Here is a 19,264-nt window from a genome sequence, read left to right as displayed (position 1 = left end):
CGGCCGGGTCACCCCTCCGCGATCACCACCGCCGACGCCACTCCGGCGTCATGGCTGAGCGACACGTGCCAGGACCGCACCCCGAGTTCCGCCGCGCACGCGGCCACGCTCCCCCGCACCCGCAGCCGCGGCCGCCCGCTGTCCTCGACGACCACCTCGGCGTCCGTCCACAGCAGCCCGGACGGCGCGCCCAGCGCCTTGGCCACCGCCTCCTTGGCCGCGAACCGCGCCGCGAGCGAGGCGATGCCGCGCCGTTCCCCGCTCGGCAGCAGCAACTCCCGCTCCACGAACAGCCGGTCGGCCAGTCCGGGAGTCCGGTGCAGCGACTCCCGGAACCGGTCGATCTCGGCGACGTCGATCCCAACCCCGATGATGCTCATCCGGGCACTCTACGATCCGCCCCGCCGCCGCGGGCCCGTCCGGCCGCTCCGCCTCACTCCACCGTCACCGACTTGGCCAGGTTGCGCGGCTGGTCGACCTCGTTGCCGCGGGCCGTGGCCAGTTCGCAGGCGAAGACCTGGAGGGGGACGGTGGCGACCAGGGGCTGGAGCAGGGTGGGGGTGGCCGGGATGCGGATGAGGTGGTCGGCGTAGGGGACCACCTGCTCGTCGCCCTCCTCCGCGATCACGATGGTGCGCGCGCCCCGGGCCCGGATCTCCTGGATGTTGGAGACGATCTTGTCGTACAGGACGGAACGGCCGCGCGGCGACGGCACGACCACCACCACCGGCAGGTCCTCCTCGATCAGCGCGATCGGGCCGTGCTTCAGCTCGCCCGCCGCGAAGCCCTCGGCGTGCATGTAGGCCAGTTCCTTGAGCTTCAGGGCGCCTTCGAGGGCGACCGGGTAGCCGACGTGCCGGCCCAGGAACAGCACCGTCCGCTTGTCGGCGAGGGAGCGCGCGAGGGCCCGTACCGGCTCCATGGTCTCCAGGACCCGCTCGACCTCGCCGGAGATGTGGGAGAGGTCCCGGATCACGGCGCTGACCTCGTCGCCCCACTTGGTGCCCCGCACCTGCGCCAGGTAGAGGGCGACGAGGTAGCAGGCGACCAGCTGGGTGAGGAACGCCTTGGTGGAGGCGACCGCGACCTCGGGGCCCGCGTGGGTGTACAGCACCGCGTCGGACTCGCGCGGGATCGTCGAGCCGTTGGTGTTGCAGATGGCGAGGACCTTCGAGCCCTGTTCCCGGGCGTGCCGCAGCGCCATCAGGGTGTCCATGGTCTCGCCGGACTGCGAGATGGCGATCACCAGGCTCCGGGAGTCCAGGATCGGGTCCCGGTAGCGGAACTCGCTGGCCAGCTCCACCTCGCAGGGGATGCGCGTCCAGTGCTCGATGGCGTACTTGGCGATCAGGCCCGCGTGGAAGGCCGTACCGCAGGCGACGATGACGACCTTGTCGACCTCGCGCAGTTCGGCGGCGCCGATCCGGACCTCGTCCAGGGTCAGCGAGCCGTTCGCGTCGATGCGGCCCAGGAGGGTGTCGGCGACCGCCTTGGGCTGCTCGGCGATCTCCTTGAGCATGAAGTAGTCGTAACCGCCCTTCTCCGCCGCCGACGCGTCCCAGTCGACGTGGTAGGAGCGGACGTCCGCCGGGGCGCCGTCGAAGCGGGTCACCGTGACGCCGTCCCGGCGCAGTTCCACGACCTGGTCCTGGCCCAGCTCGATCGCCGACCGCGTGTGCGCGATGAACGCGGCGACGTCCGAGGCGAGGAAGGCCTCGCCCTCGCCGACGCCCACCACCAGCGGGGAGTTGCGGCGTGCGCCCACCACCACGTCCGGGTCGTCGGCGTGCACGGCGACCAGCGTGAACGCGCCCTCGAGACGCCGGCACACCAGGCGCATCGCCTCCGCGAGGTCGGCGGTGCCGGAGAACTCCTCCGCCAGCAGGTGCGCGACCACCTCGGTGTCCGTCTCGGAGGTCAGGTCGTGCCCGCGCTCGGCCAACTCGGCGCGCAGCGCGGCGAAGTTCTCGATGATGCCGTTGTGGACGACCGCCACCCGGCCCGCGTTGTCGAGGTGCGGATGGGCGTTGGCGTCCGTCGGTGCGCCGTGCGTGGCCCAGCGGGTGTGCCCGATCCCGGTCGCCCCGCTCGGCAGCGGCCGTTCCGTCAGCTCCTTCTCCAGGTTGACCAGCTTCCCGGCCTTCCGCGCCGAGGCCAGGCCGCCGTCGGCGAGCACGGCGACGCCCGCGGAGTCGTATCCGCGGTACTCCAGCCGCTTCAGCCCGGCGACCACCACATCGAGCGCCGACTGCGCCCCCACGTATCCCACGATTCCGCACATGAGCGGCAGCCTAAGCGCCGACCGGCGCCCGAACACGGCTCATCGTGCCCGAAATCGGAAATTTTCCCGCCCGTCCACGCGCCGGATCGCTGCCCCGCCGAGCCGGCGGACACCTGCCGTGACCCGACGAGCGGGCGAGCGGCGCGCTCGTCGCGGCCTCACGTGACCGACCCCACCCGCCATCGTGTTCAAACTCCGTTAACAATGGAATGTGATCTCTCCGGTCTCCCCGATGCCCCGCAGCGCCCCCCGGCACAGGCCGGAGGCGACTCCCTACGTCGACCTCACCCGCTCCGAGTGGAGCGCGCTGCGGGACAAGACGCCGTTGCCGCTGACCGCCGAGGAGGTCGAGAAGCTGCGCGGCCTCGGCGACGTCATCGACCTCGACGAGGTGCGGGACATCTACCTCCCGCTGTCCCGGCTGCTCAATCTGTACGTCGGCGCCACGGACGGCCTCCGAGGCGCCCTGAACACCTTCCTCGGTGAGCAGGGCTCCCAGTCCGGCACCCCGTTCGTCATAGGCGTCGCCGGGTCGGTCGCCGTCGGCAAGTCGACCGTCGCCCGGCTCCTGCAGGCCCTGCTCTCCCGCTGGCCCGAGCACCCGCACGTCGAACTGGTCACGACGGACGGCTTCCTGCTCCCCACCGAGGAACTGGAGGCCCGCGGTCTGATGGCCCGCAAGGGTTTCCCCGAGTCGTACGACCGCCGGGCCCTGACCCGGTTCGTCGCCGACATCAAGGCCGGCAAGGACGAGGTCACCGCGCCCGTCTACTCCCACCTCATCTACGACATCGTCCCGGACCGCCGGCTCACCGTCCGGCGCCCGGACATCCTGATCGTCGAGGGCCTCAACGTCCTCCAGCCCGCCCTGCCCGGCAAGGACGGCCGGACCCGGGTCGGCCTCGCGGACTACTTCGACTTCAGCGTGTACGTCGACGCGAGCGCCGAGGACATCGAGACCTGGTACCTGAACCGCTTCCGCAAGCTGCGCGCGACCGCCTTCCAGAACCCGGACTCGTACTTCCGGAAGTACACCCAGGTCTCCGAGGAGGAGGCCGTCGACTACGCCCGCGGTCTGTGGCGGACCATCAACAAGCCCAACCTGGTCGAGAACATCGCCCCCACCCGCGGCCGGGCCACCCTGGTCGTCCGCAAGGGCGCGGACCACAAGGTGCAGCGGCTGCGGCTCCGCAAGCTGTAGCGCGGCCTGTTAGAAAGACGGCATGCTGCATCTGCGCCTGATCGTCCCGGCCGCCGGCACCGACGACGTGGTCGGGCTGATCGAGTCGACCGTCGGCACCGCCCACCTCGTGGTGATGCCGGGCGCCGCCCGCGATCCCGCCGGGGACGTCGTCATGTGCGACGTGGCGCGCGAGGCCGGCGACGAACTCATCCGTGAACTGCGGGCGTTGGGTCTCGACCGCACCGGCTCGATCGCCGTCGAGGACATCGACCTGAGCCTGTCCCACCGGGCGGACCGCGCCGAGACGGAGGCGCCCGGCGAGGGCGCGGACGCCGTGCTGTGGGAGGGGCTGGCGGAGGCCACCCACGAGGAGTCGACGCTCTCGGTCACCTACGTCGCCTTCATCGCGCTGGCCACGATGATCGCGGCCTGCGGTGTCGTCCTGGACAACGCGATCCTGATCGTGGGGGCGATGGCGGTGGGCCCCGAGTTCGGCCCGCTGGCCGGCATCTGCACCGCGGTGGTGGAGCGCCGCCCCCGTCTGGCCCTGCGGTCCGCGGTCGCGCTGCTCGTCGGTTTCGCGGCGGCCCTGCTGCTGACGGTCGGCTTCACCTACCTCATGGACGGCCTCGGCCTGTTCACGAAGGTGCAGCTGGAGGCGGAGCGCCCGAACACGAACTTCATCTACCGGCCCGACGCGTTCTCGTTCGTGGTGGCGGTGCTGGCCGGCATCGCCGGCATCCTCTCCCTGACCTCGGCCAAGTCGGGCGCCCTGGTGGGGGTGGCGATCTCGGTCACCACGGTCCCGGCGGCGGCCAACGCGGCGGTCGCCTTCACCTACACCGAGTACCGCCAGGCCTGGGGCTCGGCGGAACAGCTGCTGCTGAACCTGCTGGGCATCGTGCTGGCGGGCACGGTGACCCTGCTGGCCCAGAAATGGCTGTGGCGGAAAGCGGCCTGAGCACCACGCGCCCGAAGGGGTGCCGGGAACGGCGCGACCGGTCACGGCGAACCCCGCGGCCCGGGGCGCGCGCCCTCCCCCTGCGCCTCCGCCCCGGAGGGCCGGACTAGCCCAGCGCGGACTTGACGGCGTCCGCCAGCCGTCCCGCCACCGACCGGGCCTGCTCGATGTCGGCGGCCTCGACCATCACCCGCACCAGCGGCTCGGTCCCCGAGGGACGCAGCAGCACCCGCCCGGTCTCCCCCAGCTCCCGCTCCGCCTCGGCGACCGCCGCCGCCAGGTCCCCGGAGGTCTTCACCCGGGACCTGTCGACGTCCGGCACGTTGATCAGCACCTGCGGCAGCCGCTCCATGACGCCCGCCAGATCGCGCAGCGAGCGGCCGGTCTGCGCGACCCGCGCCGCCAGCAGCAGCCCGGTCAGCGTGCCGTCACCGGTGGTGGCGTGGTCGAGGACGATGACGTGCCCGGACTGCTCGCCGCCGAGGGCGTAGCCGTGCTCCTTCATCTCCTCCAGGACGTACCGGTCGCCGACCGCGGTCTGGACGAGGCGCAGCCCCTCCCGCTCCAGCGCCAGCTTGAAGCCGAGGTTGGACATGACGGTGGCGACGACGGTGTCGGCGCGCAGCACGCCCCGTTCCCGCATGTCCAGCGCCAGCACGGCCAGGATCTGGTCGCCGTCGATCTCCTCGCCGGTGTGGTCGACGGCCAGGCAGCGGTCCGCGTCGCCGTCGTGGGCGACACCGAACGCGGCCCCGTGCTCGACGACCGCGGCCTTGAGCTTGCCGAGGTGCGTGGAGCCGCAGCCGTCGTTGATGTTGAGCCCGTCCGGCTCCGCGCCGATCGTGACGATCTCCGCGCCGGCCCTGCGGAACGCCTCCGGCGAGACCCCCGCGGCCGCGCCGTGCGCCTCGTCCAGGACGATCTTCAGCCCGTCGAGCCGGTTCGGGAGGACCGACAGCAGGTGCGCGATGTACTGCTCGGCACCCTCGTCGTAGGACCGCACCCGGCCGACGCCGGAGCCGGTGGGCCGCTCCCAGGGCTCGCCGTGCCGGTGCGACTCATAGACCGCCTCGATCCGGTCCTCCAGGTCGTCGGCGAGCTTGTGGCCGCCGCGGGCGAAGAACTTGATGCCGTTGTCGGGCATGGCGTTGTGGCTGGCGGAGAGCATGACACCGAGGTCGGCGCCGAGCGCGCCGGTCAGGAAGGCGACCGCCGGGGTGGGCAGCACGCCGACGCTCAGGACGTCGACGCCCGCGCTGGCCAGGCCCGCGACCACGGCGGCCTCCAGGAACTCCCCGGACGCACGGGGGTCCCGTCCGACGACCGCCTTCGGCCGGTGGCCCTCGAACGTGCCCGCCTCGGCCAGCACGTGGGCCGCCGCGACCGACAGCCCGAGCGCCATCTCGGCGGTCAGGTCCGCGTTCGCGACGCCGCGCACGCCGTCCGTGCCGAAGAGTCGTCCCACTTGTCCTCCTGAAGAAGCGTCCTTGCTGCCAGGAAATGATGGCAGGCGCTTAGTCATGCGATCACACCAGCCTTTGAGCGTCTTGTGTCGTTATACGCCCTTGACCGGGATAAACGAACGCCCCGGCGGCACATGTGGCGTGCCGCCGGGGCGTTCGGAGTACGCGGCGAGCCAGGACCCGGATGCGCGGGCCAGGCTCGTACGAGCGTACGGGCAGGCAGCGAGCGATTAACGCTTGCTGTACTGCGGAGCCTTGCGGGCCTTCTTCAGACCGGCCTTCTTGCGCTCGACCGCACGGTCGTCGCGCTTGAGGAAGCCGGCCTTCTTCAGCGGGCCGCGGTTGTTGTCGACGTCGGCCTCGTTCAGCGCGCGGGCGACACCGAGACGGAGCGCACCGGCCTGACCGGAGACACCGCCACCGGCGATGCGGGCGACGACGTCGTAGCGGCCCTCGAGCTCGAGCACCTTGAAGGGCTCGTTGACTTCCTGCTGGTGCACCTTGTTGGGGAAGTAGTCCTCAAGGGTGCGACCGTTGATCTTCCACTTGCCGGTGCCCGGGACGATCCGGACGCGGGCGATGGCGTTCTTGCGACGGCCCAGGCCGGCGGCCGGCTGCGGGTCGCCGAAGCGGGAGGCGAGGGACTCGGAGGTGTACTCGCCCTCGACGGGGACGTCCGTCTCCGTGGTGTAGCTGTCGATGTCGATCTCTTCGAGCGGCTGCTCGGCAGTGGTCTCGGCCACGATGCTCCTCAGATTCTCTTCAGTCTTAGGGGGTGGCCGGACTTACTGCGCGACCTGGGTGATCTCGAACGGAACCGGCTGCTGGGCAGCGTGCGGGTGGTTCTCGCCTCGGTAGACCTTCAGCTTGGAGAGCATCTGACGGCCCAGGGTGTTCTTGGGGAGCATGCCCTTGACGGCCTTCTCGACGGCCTTCTCGGGGTTCTTGTCCAGCAGCTCGTCGTAGCGGACGGAGCGCAGACCACCCGGGTAGCCGGAGTGGCGGTACGCCATCTTCTGGGTCCGCTTGTTGCCGGACAGGTGCACCTTGTCGGCGTTGATGATGATGACGAAGTCACCGGTGTCGACGTGAGGGGCGTAGATCGCCTTGTGCTTGCCCCGCAGAAGGGACGCGGCGGTGGTGGCGAGACGACCCAGGACGATGTCCTGAGCGTCGATGACGTGCCACTGGCGAGTCACATCGCCGGGCTTGGGGCTGTACGTACGCACTTCGCAGCCTTCTTCTTCAGTGGATGGGTGCTGAGACATGGCATCACTGAAGCGATCGTGCAGCTGGGGACGACAGTGCCGGGCAAGTCGCCCGTATGCCGCCCACTGGTAACTGCTCCAGGGAACCTAGGTAGAGGCCACTCCCGTGAGAATGAGCGAGCCAATACACAACGATGGGAAAGCTTACAAGGAGGCCCCCTGACGGGTCAAAACGAGCTCCCGCCGACATCCGGACGAGCCGCCGTCGACACCGACCCTACCCGGGGCGTCCGGCGCGGCCGGGATGCGCCGTCCTGCCACCAAAGGTCCACTATCACCCTTCGTACTGTCGCACCGGTACCCCTCGACCCCCGTCTAAGATGCGCCCCATGAGCTATGGGCAGGGGGGACCCCAGTCCCAGTGGGATCCCTGGAAACCGCAGTCACAGCAGCCCTGGAGCGGCGGCTCCGACCAGACTCCGGACTGGGCCGCGCTCGCCGAGGCCTCGGAGACGCGCAACAAGCGGCGCAGAGTGCTGTTCATCGGTGGTGGCGTGGTCGCCACCCTGGCGATCGGCACGGCCGTCGCCATGGCCGTGGTGTCCGCGAACGGCGACAACAACGCCTCCGGCACGCCCAGCAACCTGCCCGCCAGCGTCTCGCTGCCGAGCGAGTCGGCGGCCACGGCACCGTCCTTCGCTCCGACCAGCGCGCCGCCGCCGCTGGATCCCCAGGACTTCATATCCAGCGCGAAGAAGGACACCGCGCCGCTGAGCGCCGAGACCCTTTTCCCCGGCACCCAGCTGACCATGGGCGAGACGGTGTACAAGAAGGGCGCCACGGCGGACACGAAGAAGTGCGCCACCGCCGCCAAGGGCACCCTCCCGAACGTCCTCACCAAGAACGACTGCACCCGGCTGCTGCGCGTCACCTACTTCAAGGACGGCGTGGCGGTCACGGTCGGTGTGGCGGTCTTCGACACCGAGGCACAGGCCGCCAAGGCCAAGAGCGAGGCCGACAAGAAGGGCTTCGTCACCGCGCTGGCGGGCTCCGGGGCGAAGGCGTTCTGCGCTTCCGGCGTCTGCCGTACGACGACCAACTCCTCCGGCCGGTACGCCTACTTCACCACCGCCGGTTTCCTCGACGGCAAGGACGTCACCACCAAGGACACCAAGGTCTTCCGCACCGGCGACGACCTGGCCGAGTTCACCTTCCGGCAGATCCGCAGGCGCGGCGAGGCCCAGGCGTCGGCGGCCGCGAACCGGTGACCCCACCGCGGGCCGCCTGAGCCAGGCTCCCGGACACGGAACGGGAGCGGGCGGGCCTCCCGCGCGGACGGGCCCGCACAGGGGCACACCGGGGCCGCCGGCGGTACGGCGGGCCCCGGAGGCCGCCCGCGACGGGCTCCGGCCCCACGGCCCGGCTGACGGGCTTCAGGGAGCCGCCGCCCCGGGCACGACCGGCCGGGCGCGCCGCTCGGGGACCCGTCAGGCCGTCCGCACCCGCACCCGCCGTGCCTCCCGCTGCCTCGCCAGCAGCTGGTCGGCCGCCGGATAGGCGACCTCCTCCAGGGTCAGACCGTGCGGCCGTACGACGTGCACGGCGCTGTCCCGCACCCCCGCGTCCAGCACCTTCCGCGGCCACTCCACGCCCCGGTGGCCGTCGCCGACGAAGAGCAGCGCGCCGACCATCGACCTCACCTGGTTGTGGCAGAAGGCGTCGGCCCGCACCTCGATCTCCACCACGCCGTCGGCGCGCCGGCTCGCCCCGAAGGCGAGGATCTCCCGGATCGTCGTCGCGCCCTCGCGCTTCTTGGCGTAGGCGGCGAAGTCGTGCTCCCCGATCAGCGACCTCGCGGCGGCGTCCATGGCGTCGACGTCCAACTCCCAGTCGTGCCAGAGCACATGGTTGCGCAGCAGCGGGTCCACGCCGCCCGGCCGGTCGCCGACCCGGTAGACGTAGCGCCGCCACAGCGCCGCGAAGCGCGCGTTGAACCCCTCCGGGGCCTCGGCCAGCGCCCACACCCGCACGTCCTTCGGGAGCCGGCCGGCCAGCCGCTTCAGCAGCTTCTCCCGCTGCTCCTCCCACACCCCGGCCGGCAGATCGACGTGCGCCACCTGCCCCCGCGCGTGCACCCCGGCGTCCGTTCGCCCGGCCACGGTCAGGTCGTACGCCGCCCCCTGCGACCGGGTGACGACGCGCAGCGCGTCCTCGATCTCCGCCTGCACGGTCCGCTTCCCGCCGGCCTGCTTGGCCCAGCCGTGGAAGGCGCTGCCGTCGTAGGACAGGTCGAGACGGACACGGACATGGCCGGGCTGCACTTCGTCACTCACGGAAGAATCCTCTCAGGCACCAAAAAAGTGGGCCCGCCCCTCGAAGGGAACGGGCCCACCAGCACGCCCCTCAGGGGCGCGGGGAACTGCGCGACCGGCCGCGGAGGACCGGCAGCCGTAGGACGGTCTTACGCGTCCTTCGACTCCTCGGCCTCGTCGGCCTTGGCGTCCTCGACGACCTCGGTCTGCTCGACCTTGGTCTCCTCGGCGTCCTTGGCGGCACGCTTCGTCGCCGCCTCGGCCTCGCCCGTGGCCTGCTGCGCGACCGTCAGGGCCTCGACCAGCTCGATGACAGCCATGGGCGCGTTGTCGCCACGGCGGTTACCGATCTTGGTGATGCGGGTGTAGCCACCCGGACGGTTCTCGTAGCGCGGGCCGATCTCGGTGAAGAGCGTGTGGACGATGCTCTTGTCCGTGATCACCTGGAGCACCTGACGGCGGTTGTGAAGGTCGCCCTTCTTCGCCTTGGTGACCAGACGCTCGGCGTAGGGCCGCAGACGGCGGGCCTTCGCCTCGGTGGTGGTGATACGGCCGTGCTCGAAGAGCGACTTCGCGAGGTTCGCGAGGAGCAGCTTCTCGTGCGCGGCGCTGCCGCCCAGACGGGCACCCTTGGTGGGCTTCGGCATGGTTCTTCTCCTGTGTGTCTGCCCCGGCCGTGTCAGGTACCGGGGTCAGGAACCCGGTGGGCGGATGCCCACCGGCATACGACCGATCAGTACTGCTCGGTCTCCACGAAACCCGCGTCCGCGTCGTCGTCGGCGCCGAAGGCGTCGGCAGCGGCCGTGGGGTCGAATCCGGGCGGGCTGTCCTTGAGGGCCAGGCCCATGCCGGCCAGCTTCGCCTTGACCTCGTCGATGGACTTCGCACCGAAGTTGCGGATGTCCAGGAGGTCGGCCTCGGAGCGGGCGACGAGCTCACCCACGGAGTGGATGCCCTCACGCTTGAGGCAGTTGTAGGAGCGGACCGTGAGCTCCAGCTCCTCGATCGGCAGCGCCAGGTCGGCGGCCAGGGCGGCGTCCGTCGGGGACGGGCCCATGTCGATGCCCTCGGCGTCGATGTTCAGCTCGCGGGCGAGACCGAACAGCTCCACCAGGGTCTTGCCGGCCGACGCCATGGCGTCACGCGGCCGCATGGCCTGCTTCGTCTCGACGTCGACGATCAGCTTGTCGAAGTCGGTGCGCTGCTCGACACGGGTCGCCTCGACCTTGTACGTGACCTTGAGCACCGGCGAGTAGATGGAGTCGACCGGGATACGGCCGATCTCCTGGCCCACCTGCTTGTTCTGCACGGCGGAGACGTAACCGCGGCCGCGCTCGACCGTCAGCTCCATCTCCAGCTTGCCCTTGCCGTTGAGCGTGGCGAGGACCAGGTCGGGGTTGTGCACCTCGACACCGGCCGGGGGCGCGATGTCGGCGGCGGTGACCAGACCCGGGCCCTGCTTGCGCAGGTACATCACGACCGGCTCGTCGTGCTCCGAGGAGACGACCAGCTGCTTGATGTTGAGGATCAGGTCGGTCACGTCCTCCTTGACGCCCGGCACGGTGGTGAACTCGTGCAGGACACCGTCGATGCGGATGCTGGTGACAGCAGCGCCGGGGATCGACGAGAGGAGGGTGCGACGCAGGGAGTTGCCGAGGGTGTAGCCGAAGCCCGGCTCCAGCGGCTCGATCACGAACCGGGAGCGGAATTCGTCGACGACCTCTTCGGTCAACGAGGGACGCTGAGCGATCAGCATGGTGTGGATCCTTCAGTCGCGGACGCCCGCTATTTGACGCCCTGCTGGTACTGCAAGGGTACGGGCGATACGGCCCTTTCACGGAGCCGTACCGCCCGGAAACCTCAGGCCCGAAGGCGTCGCGTCAGACGCGGCGGCGCTTCGGCGGACGGCAGCCGTTGTGCGGGGTCGGCGTGACGTCCTGGATGGAGCCGACCTCGAGGCCCGTGGCCTGCAGGGAGCGGATCGCGGTCTCACGACCGGAACCCGGGCCCTTCACGAACACGTCGACCTTGCGCATGCCGTGCTCCTGAGCGCGGCGGGCAGCCGACTCGGCGGCCATCTGCGCGGCGAACGGCGTGGACTTCCGGGAGCCCTTGAAGCCGACGTGGCCGGCGGAGGCCCAGGAGATCACGTTGCCGGACGGGTCCGTGATGGAGACGATCGTGTTGTTGAACGTGCTCTTGATGTGCGCGTGGCCGTGAGCGACGTTCTTCTTTTCCTTGCGGCGCACCTTCTTGGCAGCGCCCTGACGACCCTTGGGGGGCATCTAGTAACTCCTACGGGGAGGTGGTCGGTCCTACAGCGAAGACCGCTGATGAAGCGTTGTCCGCTGAGGACTACTTCTTGCCCGGCTTCTTCTTGCCGGCGATGGCGCGACGCGGCCCCTTGCGGGTGCGGGCGTTGGTGCTGGTGCGCTGACCGCGGACGGGCAGACCGCGGCGGTGACGCAGACCCTGGTAGCAGCCGATCTCGACCTTGCGGCGGATGTCGGCCTGGATCTCGCGACGGAGGTCACCCTCGGTCTTGATGTTGCTGTCGACGTACTCACGAATCGCGACCAGCTGCTCTTCGGTCAGGTCACGGACGCGGGTGTTCGGGTCGATGCCCGTCTCCGCCAGCGTCAGCTGGGAGAGCGTGCGGCCGATGCCGAACACGTAGGTGAGGGCGACTTCCACACGCTTTTCGCGCGGGATGTCAACACCGGAAACGCGTGCCACTTCAATGGCTCCTGGTGATCTTCGGAGGTCTTCCGCAGGACCGGCTCCCAGCCGCCGTACCAGGTACGAACTGGGTCCCCGGCCTCCGAACCGGGGGTGTCGAGCCACGTGTGACTCGGGCCCTGCGTATGAACAAATTCAGCTTGCGTCGCGCGAATCTCTGCGATGGGTGCAGAGGGATCGGTCGTGCGTCAGCCCTGGCGCTGCTTGTGGCGCGGGTTCTCGCAGATGACCATGACCCGACCGTGACGGCGGATCACCCTGCACTTGTCGCAGATCTTCTTGACGCTCGGCTTGACCTTCATGGGATTGAGGTTCTCCGGGTCAGTTGCCGGCAGCCCCGCTCGCACGGGACCTGGGCAAGATCTACTTGTATCGGTAGACGATCCGGCCACGCGTCAGGTCGTACGGAGACAGCTCCACCACGACCCGGTCGTCAGGGAGGATGCGGATGTAGTGCATACGCATCTTGCCGCTGATGTGTGCCAGGACCTGGTGGCCGTTCTGGAGCTCGACCTTGAACATCGCGTTCGGAAGAGACTCGACGACAGTGCCCTCGATCTCGATGGCACCTTGCTTCTTGGCCACGCTTCGCCCTTCGAATCGACTACCTTGATCGACTCCCGCACTTTCCCTCTCGGGCGCATGCGGACATGCGGGTGCACGAGAGCCGACGAGTCAGTCTACGTCAGCGCACCCGGAAAGACGAATCGAGAGATCCTGCCCCGGACGGCAGATCGTTAAGCGCCGCCCGCACGAGCACCCTGGAAAGGCGCGGGGAACCGCGCGCTCAGCCCCCACCGGGGCCGCGGCTTCGAACCGTTCTCAGCCCAGCGGATCCGGCGCGGCCGTGATCCCCAGCTCGGCCAGCTTGGCCCTGCCTCCGTCGGGAGACGTCAGCACCAGGGGACCCTCTTCGGTCAGCGCCACGCTGTGCTCCCAGTGCGAGGACCAGGTCCCGTCGGTCGTGATGACCGTCCAGTCGTCCTCCAGCACCTCCGTCCGCGGCGTCCCCAGCGACACCATCGGCTCGATGGCCAGGCAGAACCCGGGGACCAGCTTCGGGCCCTTGCCCCGGCGCCGGTCGACGTAGTTCAGCAGGTGCGGGTCCATGTGCATCTCGGTGCCGATGCCGTGGCCGCCGTAGTCCTCGATGATCCCGTACCGGCCGCCGCCCGGCTTCGGCTGCCGGCGGATGTACGTCTCGACCGCCCGGGAGACGTCCACCAGCCGGTTGCCCTGCTTCATCGCGGCGATGCCGGCCCACATCGACTCCTCGGTCACCCGGGACAGCTCGATGAGTTCCGGAGCGTGACCGGAGCCCACGAACGCCGTGTAGGCCGCGTCGCCGTGCCAGCCGTCGACGACCGCGCCGCAGTCGATGGAGATGATGTCGCCGTCCTTCAGGACGACGTCCTCCGAAGGGATGCCGTGGACGACCACGTCGTTGACGGACGTGCAGATGGTGGCCGGGAAGCCGCCGTACCCGAGGAAGTTCGACTTGGCGCCGTGCTCGGCGAGGACCTTGCGGGCCACCTCGTCCAGGTCCTTGGTGCTGGCACCGGGAACGGCCACCTCGCGGGTGGCCGCGTGGATGGCGGCTACGACCAGGCCCGCCGCCCGCATCCTGGCGATCTGCTCGGGGGTCTTGATCTGCACCATGGGGGGCCTGCGCTCTCCGTCACTCACGTCAACGTCAACCGGATACCTGACAACAGTACGGCCGCGGCACCCGACGGGGCACCGCGGCCGGAACCGCCGTGGAACTACTTCTTGTCGTCCTCGTCCCGTCCGAGCGCCTCGAGCGCCCGCCGGGTGATCTCCTCCACCGGGCCCAGCGAGGAGATCGTGCGGACCAGGCCCTGCGACTTGTAGTAGTCGATGATGGGCTCGGTCTGCGTGTGGTAGACCTCCAGCCGCGTCCGGACCGTGTCCTCGGAGTCGTCGTCGCGCTGGTACAGCTCACCGCCGCAGATGTCGCAGACACCCTCGGTCTTCGGCGGGCTGTAGGTCACGTGGAAGACGTGACCGTTGTCCTTGCGGCAGATGCGGCGGCCCGCGATCCGCTTGACGACCTCGTCCTCCGGGACCTCCAGGTCCAGGACCGCGTCGAGCTTGATGCCCTCGTTCTTCAGGAGCTCGTCGAGCGCCTCGGCCTGCGAGACGTTGCGCGGGAACCCGTCCAGCAGGAAGCCGCCGGTGGCGTCCGGCTGCTCCATGCGGTCCTTGGCCATGGCGATGGTGACCTCGTCCGGGACGAGGTTTCCGGCGTCCATGTAGGACTTCGCGAGTTTCCCGAGATCCGTCTGCTGGCTGATGTTGGCCCGGAACAGGTCGCCCGTGGAGATGTGCGGGATCTTCAGCTTCTCGGCGAGGCGAACGGCTTGCGTTCCCTTACCGGCACCGGGCGGCCCGACGAGGACGATTCGCATCAGCGGAGGAACCCTTCGTAATTGCGCTGCTGAAGCTGGCTCTCGATCTGCTTCACCGTTTCCAGGCCCACACCCACGATGATCAGGATGCTGGTGCCACCGAACGGGAAGTTCTGGCTTGCCCCAAAGCCAACCAACGCCATCGTCGGTACGAGAGCGATCAGACCCAGATACAGCGAACCCGGCCAGGTGATCCGGTTGAGCACGTACGACAGGTACTCAGCGGTCGGCCGGCCAGCCCGGATGCCCGGGATGAAGCCACCATACTTCTTCATGTTGTCGGCTACTTCCTCGGGGTTGAAGGAGATAGCGACGTAGAAGAACGCGAAGAAAACGATCAGCAAGAAGTACAGGGTGATGTAGATCGGGTGGTCGCCCTTGGTGAGGTTGGTGCTGATCCACTGCTTCCAGCCCGAGTTGCCGCCGGCGAACTGCGCCACGAGCGCCGGGATGTACAGCAGCGACGAGGCGAAGATGACCGGGATGACACCGGCCTGGTTCACCTTGAGCGGGATGTACGTCGACGTACCGCCGTAGGACCGGCGGCCGATCATGCGCTTCGCGTACTGGACCGGCACCCGGCGCTGGGCCTGCTCGACGAAGACCACCAGGGCGACCATGACCAGGCCGACCGCGATGACGGTGCCGAACTCGATCCAGCCGCCGGCCAGGGTGCCCTGCTTCTTGATGGCCCACAGCGCGGACGGGAAGGTGGCGGCGATCGAGATGAACATCAGGATCGACATGCCGTTGCCGATGCCGCGGTCGGTGATCAGCTCACCGAGCCACATGACGACGGCCGTACCGGCGGTCATGCAGATCACCATCGTGATGGTGGTGAAGATGGCCTGGTCCGGGACGATGCTGGAGGCGACCGTGCAGCCGTTGAAGAGCGCGCCGCTGCGGGCGGTGGCAACGAGGCCGGTGCCCTGCAGGATGGCGAGGGCCACCGTCAGGTAACGCGTGTACTGCGTGATCTTCGTCGTGCCCGCCTGGCCCTCCTTCTTCAGGGCTTCCAGGCGCGGGATGACCACGGTCAGCAGCTGGAGGATGATGCTGGCGGTGATGTACGGCATGATGCCGAGCGCGAAGATCGTGATCTGGAGCAGCGCGCCACCGCTGAACATGTTGACGAGACCGAACAGGCCCTGGTTGCCGGAGGCCTCGTTCACACACGTCTGAACGGCTTTGTAGTTGACGCCGGGGATCGGGATGTGGGTGCCGACCCGGTAGACCACGATGATGGCCAGCGTGAAGAGCAGTTTCTTGCGCAGGTCGGGCGTCCTGAACGCCCGGGCGAACGCGGTGAGCACGGTGCCTCCTGCGACCCCCGCGTGTGCGCGCGTGAGGTGGATGACTAAGGGTTTGATGGCCTGTGGAACGAGATTACGGCATGCCGAGACGGCGCTGGATACCAGCGGCCCAGCCTACCCATATCGAGGTCCTTAGGGGACACCGATCCGCATGGCTCTTCCGGGTCAATGTCTCGAACACCTGCGTACAAAAACCTCTTTACCGCTCGCACGGGCATGCCACGGCCCCGCGCTCGAACGGCTGAGCGACGACCCGCGACATGAGAACGGCCGGGGACGGTCCTCCTGAGAGGACGTCCCCGGCCGTCTTCGCTGACCTGGGTCAGTCGGTCACCGGACTCAGACGAGTTCGGTGACGGTGCCGCCGGCGGCGGTGATCTTCTCCTTGGCGGAGCCGGAGACGGCGTCGACCGTCACCTGCAGCGCCACGGAGACCTCACCCTGGCCGAGCACCTTGACGAGGCTGTTCTTGCGAACGGCACCCTTGGCGACGAGCCCCTCGACGGTGACCTCGCCACCCTCCGGGTACAGCGCGGCCAGCTTGTCGAGGTTCACGACCTGGAACTCGGTCTTGAACGGGTTCTTGAAGCCCTTCAGCTTCGGAAGACGCATGTGGAGGGGCATCTGGCCACCCTCGAAGCGCTCCGGAACCTGGTAACGGGCCTTCGTACCCTTGGTACCACGACCAGCCGTCTTACCCTTCGACGCCTCACCACGACCCACACGGGTCTTGGCGGTCTTGGCGCCCGGGGCGGGACGGAGGTTGTGGATCTTGAGCGGGTTGTTCTCCGCCATGATCAGTCGACCTCCTCGACCGTCACGAGGTGGCGGACGGTGTGCACCATGCCGCGGAACTCGGGGCGGTCCTCCTTGACGACCTGCGTGTTGATGCCCTTGAGACCAAGGGAACGCAGGGTGTCACGGTGGTTCTGCTTGCTGCCGATGTAGGACTTGACCTGCGTAATCTTGAGCTGCGCCATGATTACGCACCCGCCCCGGCACGCGCACGCAGCAGAGCCGCGGGAGCGACGTCCTCCAGGGGCAGACCGCGGCGGGCCGCGATCTCCTCGGGACGCTGCAGGCCCTTGAGGGCCTCCACCGTCGCGTGCACGATGTTGATCGCGTTGTCGGAGCCGAGCGACTTCGACAGCACGTCGTGGATACCGGCGCACTCGAGCACGGCACGCACCGGGCCACCGGCGATAACGCCGGTACCGGGGGACGCGGGCTTGAGCAGGACGACGCCGGCAGCCTTCTCACCCTGGATGGGGTGCGGGATGGTGCCCTGGATACGGGGGACCTTGAAGAAGTGCTTCTTGGCCTCCTCAACACCCTTGGCGATGGCGGCCGGCACCTCCTTGGCCTTGCCGTAACCGACACCCACGGTGCCGTCACCGTCGCCCACCACGACCAGCGCGGTGAAGCTGAAGCGACGACCACCCTTCACAACCTTGGCGACGCGGTTGATCGCGACAACGCGCTCAACGTACGCGGTCTTCTCGGCGGCAGCAGCGCCGCCGTCACGGCCCTTCCGGTCCCGCCGCTCGCCGCCACCGGCACCGCCACCGCGGCGCTGGGGTCCAGCCATTGGATTACCTCTCTCTTTCCGCTAGCTACAAGCGGCTCAGAACTTGAGCCCGGCTTCGCGGGCGGCGTCCGCCAGGGCGGCGATGCGCCCGGCGTACTGGTTGCCACCACGGTCGAACACCACGGCCTCGACACCGGCGGCCTTGGCACGCTCGGCGACCAGGGCGCCGACCTGCTTGGCCTGCGCGGACTTGTCACCCTCGCCACCACGGACCGAGGTGTCCAGCGTGGACGCCGACGCCAGGGTGTGACCCTTGATGTCGTCGATCACCTGGGCCACGATGTGGCGGTTGGAGCGGGTAACGACCAGACGGGGACGCTCCGCCGTACCGGAAATGTTCTTACGGATCCGGATGTGACGGCGCTTGATCGCGGCGCGCTTGTAGGCGTCGCCCTTGAGGATCTTCTGTCCGTATGCCATGGCTTACTTACCCGCCTTTCCGACCTTGCGGCGGATGACTTCGCCCTCGTACTTGACGCCCTTGGCCTTGTACGGGTCGGGCTTGCGCAGCTTGCGGATGTTGGCCGCAACCTCGCCGACCTTCTGCTTGTCGATGCCCTCGACCGAGAACCGGGTGGGGTTCTCGACCTTGAAGCTGATGCCCTCGGGGGCCTCGACGACGATCGGGTGGCTGTAACCGAGCGCGAACTCGAGGTTCGAGCCCTTGGCGGTCACGCGGTAACCGACACCGCTGATCTCGAGCTTCTTCACGTAACCCTGGGTCACGCCGGTGATCATGTTCGCCACCAGCGTGCGGGACAGGCCGTGCAGGGCCTTGCTCTGACGCTCGTCGTTGGGGCGGGTCACCGCGAGAGTGCCGTCCTCGCCCTTGGCGATGTCGATCGGAGCCACGACGGTGTGGGTCAGCTCGCCCTTGGGGCCCTTGACCTTCACCGTGCGGCCGTCGATGGTGACGTCCACGCCGGCGGGAACCGCGATGGGGAGCTTGCCGATGCGCGACATAGCTGTTTCCTCCGTTCCCTTCTGCTACCAGACGTAGGCGAGGACTTCTCCGCCTACGCCCTTCTTGCCGGCCTGCTTGTCGGTGAGGAGCCCGTGCGACGTGGAGATGATCGCCACGCCCAGGCCGCCGAGCACCTTCGGCAGGTTGGTGGACTTCGCGTAAACCCGGAGACCGGGCTTGGAGATGCGCTTGATGCCCGCGATGGAGCGCTCACGGTTGGGACCGAACTTCAGGTCCAGGACGAGGTTCTTGCCGACTTCGGCGTCCTCGACCTTCCAGCCCGTGATGAAGCCCTCCTGCTGGAGGATCTCCGCGATGTGAGACTTGATCTTCGACGCCGGCATCGTCACGGAGTCGTGGTATGCCGAGTTCGCGTTCCGCAGACGCGTAAGCATGTCTGCGATCGGATCAGTCATGGTCATGAATTGGCCTTCGGCCTCTCTCGCCGGGGTTTCCAGGTGCCCATCCCTCTCCTCGATCCGAGACGAGGCGGGTGCGGTGCGGTGGACCTACGGCGTAGTAAGTCGTACGGGGCGTCAGGCGCCCAACCCTCCAAGCCTAAGCCATGGAAGGGTGGGCCCCTGACACGCCCATTGCTTACCGAGAGCTTCGGGAGTCCCTAAAAGCGGGGACTACCAGGAGCTCTTGGTCACGCCCGGCAGCTCGCCACGGTGAGCCATCTCACGAAGGCACACGCGGCACAGGCCGAACTTGCGGTACACGGAGTGCGGGCGGCCACAGCGCTGGCAGCGGGTGTAGCCACGCACACCGAACTTCGGCTTGCGAGCAGCCTTGGCAATCAGAGCCTTCTTCGCCATCTCGC

At 68.8% G+C, this 19,264-nt stretch carries 25 protein-coding genes; 3 read left to right on the top strand and 22 right to left on the bottom strand.

Going from position 1 to position 19,264, the window contains the following annotated elements; all coding sequences use genetic code 11:
* Positions 1-8: 8 nt before the first annotated feature.
* On the bottom strand, positions 9-380 hold the full coding sequence (locus tag ACIRQ9_RS04245) for a holo-ACP synthase (protein ID WP_404166947.1): 372 nt from the start codon (positions 378-380) through the stop codon (positions 9-11).
* A 53-nt stretch (positions 381-433) separates the two neighbouring features.
* Positions 434-2,281 (bottom strand): glutamine--fructose-6-phosphate transaminase (isomerizing), encoded by a 1,848-nt coding sequence (gene glmS, locus ACIRQ9_RS04240; RefSeq protein WP_404166945.1) that lies wholly within the window; start codon positions 2,279-2,281, stop codon positions 434-436.
* A gap of 232 nt (positions 2,282-2,513) precedes the next feature.
* Here glmS and coaA point away from each other — a divergent pair, with 232 nt between their 5' ends.
* Both coaA and ACIRQ9_RS04230 read left to right on the top strand, forming a co-directional pair.
* Positions 2,514-3,482 (top strand): type I pantothenate kinase, encoded by a 969-nt coding sequence (gene coaA, locus ACIRQ9_RS04235; RefSeq protein WP_404166943.1) that lies wholly within the window; start codon positions 2,514-2,516, stop codon positions 3,480-3,482.
* Positions 3,483-3,504: 22 nt separating this feature from the next.
* Complete coding sequence (locus tag ACIRQ9_RS04230) at positions 3,505-4,425, top strand: DUF389 domain-containing protein (RefSeq protein ID WP_404166940.1); 921 nt, start codon at positions 3,505-3,507, stop codon at positions 4,423-4,425.
* A 106-nt stretch (positions 4,426-4,531) separates the two neighbouring features.
* Here ACIRQ9_RS04230 and glmM read toward each other — a convergent pair whose 3' ends face one another.
* From glmM to rplM, 3 genes are all read right to left on the bottom strand, one after another.
* Entirely contained in the window at positions 4,532-5,890 is a 1,359-nt protein-coding gene (gene glmM, locus ACIRQ9_RS04225; protein WP_404166938.1) for a phosphoglucosamine mutase, read from the bottom strand.
* Positions 5,891-6,118: 228 nt separating this feature from the next.
* A complete protein-coding gene (rpsI, locus tag ACIRQ9_RS04220; protein WP_351318187.1) occupies positions 6,119-6,631 on the bottom strand; it encodes a 30S ribosomal protein S9 in 513 nt (170 codons plus the stop codon).
* 42 nt (positions 6,632-6,673) lie between these two features.
* Positions 6,674-7,117: a 50S ribosomal protein L13 gene (gene rplM / locus ACIRQ9_RS04215; protein WP_404166936.1), complete on the bottom strand. Its 444-nt coding sequence runs from the start codon at positions 7,115-7,117 to the stop codon at positions 6,674-6,676.
* Between the two features lie 368 nt (positions 7,118-7,485).
* Here rplM and ACIRQ9_RS04210 point away from each other — a divergent pair, with 368 nt between their 5' ends.
* Positions 7,486-8,364: a hypothetical protein gene (locus ACIRQ9_RS04210; protein WP_404166934.1), complete on the top strand. Its 879-nt coding sequence runs from the start codon at positions 7,486-7,488 to the stop codon at positions 8,362-8,364.
* 219 nt (positions 8,365-8,583) lie between these two features.
* On the opposite strand, the gene truA is transcribed toward ACIRQ9_RS04210, so the two are convergent.
* From truA to ACIRQ9_RS04125, 17 genes are all read right to left on the bottom strand, one after another.
* Positions 8,584-9,429, bottom strand: coding sequence for a tRNA pseudouridine(38-40) synthase TruA (truA, locus tag ACIRQ9_RS04205; RefSeq protein ID WP_404166932.1), 846 nt, complete (start codon positions 9,427-9,429; stop codon positions 8,584-8,586).
* 128 nt (positions 9,430-9,557) lie between these two features.
* Positions 9,558-10,055: a 50S ribosomal protein L17 gene (gene rplQ / locus ACIRQ9_RS04200; RefSeq protein WP_404166930.1), complete on the bottom strand. Its 498-nt coding sequence runs from the start codon at positions 10,053-10,055 to the stop codon at positions 9,558-9,560.
* An 86-nt stretch (positions 10,056-10,141) separates the two neighbouring features.
* Complete coding sequence (locus ACIRQ9_RS04195) at positions 10,142-11,164, bottom strand: DNA-directed RNA polymerase subunit alpha (protein WP_003966937.1); 1,023 nt, start codon at positions 11,162-11,164, stop codon at positions 10,142-10,144.
* 124 nt (positions 11,165-11,288) lie between these two features.
* Positions 11,289-11,693 carry a 30S ribosomal protein S11 gene (gene rpsK / locus ACIRQ9_RS04190; RefSeq protein ID WP_003956432.1) on the bottom strand — a complete coding sequence of 135 codons (405 nt, stop codon included), beginning with the start codon at positions 11,691-11,693 and terminating at the stop codon, positions 11,289-11,291.
* A 70-nt stretch (positions 11,694-11,763) separates the two neighbouring features.
* Positions 11,764-12,144 (bottom strand): 30S ribosomal protein S13, encoded by a 381-nt coding sequence (gene rpsM, locus ACIRQ9_RS04185; RefSeq protein ID WP_360487433.1) that lies wholly within the window; start codon positions 12,142-12,144, stop codon positions 11,764-11,766.
* Positions 12,145-12,335: 191 nt separating this feature from the next.
* On the bottom strand, positions 12,336-12,449 hold the full coding sequence (rpmJ, locus tag ACIRQ9_RS04180) for a 50S ribosomal protein L36 (protein WP_003998809.1): 114 nt from the start codon (positions 12,447-12,449) through the stop codon (positions 12,336-12,338).
* 61 nt (positions 12,450-12,510) lie between these two features.
* On the bottom strand, positions 12,511-12,732 hold the full coding sequence (gene infA / locus ACIRQ9_RS04175) for a translation initiation factor IF-1 (protein ID WP_003948620.1): 222 nt from the start codon (positions 12,730-12,732) through the stop codon (positions 12,511-12,513).
* 237 nt (positions 12,733-12,969) lie between these two features.
* Complete coding sequence (gene map, locus ACIRQ9_RS04170) at positions 12,970-13,806, bottom strand: type I methionyl aminopeptidase (protein ID WP_404166927.1); 837 nt, start codon at positions 13,804-13,806, stop codon at positions 12,970-12,972.
* A 104-nt stretch (positions 13,807-13,910) separates the two neighbouring features.
* Positions 13,911-14,576 (bottom strand): adenylate kinase, encoded by a 666-nt coding sequence (locus ACIRQ9_RS04165; protein ID WP_404166925.1) that lies wholly within the window; start codon positions 14,574-14,576, stop codon positions 13,911-13,913.
* A complete protein-coding gene (gene secY / locus ACIRQ9_RS04160) occupies positions 14,576-15,889 on the bottom strand; it encodes a preprotein translocase subunit SecY (RefSeq protein ID WP_351318172.1) in 1,314 nt (437 codons plus the stop codon). The genes ACIRQ9_RS04165 and secY overlap by 1 nt, the downstream gene beginning before the upstream one ends.
* A 339-nt stretch (positions 15,890-16,228) precedes the next feature.
* Entirely contained in the window at positions 16,229-16,684 is a 456-nt protein-coding gene (gene rplO / locus ACIRQ9_RS04155; protein WP_007443991.1) for a 50S ribosomal protein L15, read from the bottom strand.
* 2 nt (positions 16,685-16,686) lie between these two features.
* On the bottom strand, positions 16,687-16,869 hold the full coding sequence (rpmD, locus tag ACIRQ9_RS04150; RefSeq protein WP_003974250.1) for a 50S ribosomal protein L30: 183 nt from the start codon (positions 16,867-16,869) through the stop codon (positions 16,687-16,689).
* A 2-nt stretch (positions 16,870-16,871) separates the two neighbouring features.
* On the bottom strand, positions 16,872-17,477 hold the full coding sequence (rpsE, locus tag ACIRQ9_RS04145) for a 30S ribosomal protein S5 (RefSeq protein ID WP_009190144.1): 606 nt from the start codon (positions 17,475-17,477) through the stop codon (positions 16,872-16,874).
* A 36-nt stretch (positions 17,478-17,513) separates the two neighbouring features.
* On the bottom strand, positions 17,514-17,897 hold the full coding sequence (rplR, locus tag ACIRQ9_RS04140) for a 50S ribosomal protein L18 (protein WP_089099426.1): 384 nt from the start codon (positions 17,895-17,897) through the stop codon (positions 17,514-17,516).
* Between the two features lie 3 nt (positions 17,898-17,900).
* A complete protein-coding gene (rplF, locus tag ACIRQ9_RS04135) occupies positions 17,901-18,440 on the bottom strand; it encodes a 50S ribosomal protein L6 (RefSeq protein WP_404166921.1) in 540 nt (179 codons plus the stop codon).
* A 24-nt stretch (positions 18,441-18,464) separates the two neighbouring features.
* The gene (rpsH, locus tag ACIRQ9_RS04130; protein WP_030420829.1) at positions 18,465-18,863 is read right to left on the bottom strand and encodes a 30S ribosomal protein S8; all 399 of its coding nucleotides are present in this window, start codon (positions 18,861-18,863) and stop codon (positions 18,465-18,467) included.
* 210 nt (positions 18,864-19,073) lie between these two features.
* Positions 19,074-19,259, bottom strand: coding sequence for a type Z 30S ribosomal protein S14 (locus ACIRQ9_RS04125; RefSeq protein WP_003948630.1), 186 nt, complete (start codon positions 19,257-19,259; stop codon positions 19,074-19,076).
* Between the last annotated feature and the right edge of the window lie 5 nt (positions 19,260-19,264).

This window comes from Streptomyces sp. NPDC101237 (genome assembly GCF_044767465.1).
Lineage (GTDB): Bacteria > Actinomycetota > Actinomycetes > Streptomycetales > Streptomycetaceae > Streptomyces > Streptomyces gramineus.
This window is presented reverse-complemented; position numbering and strand designations above follow the sequence as displayed.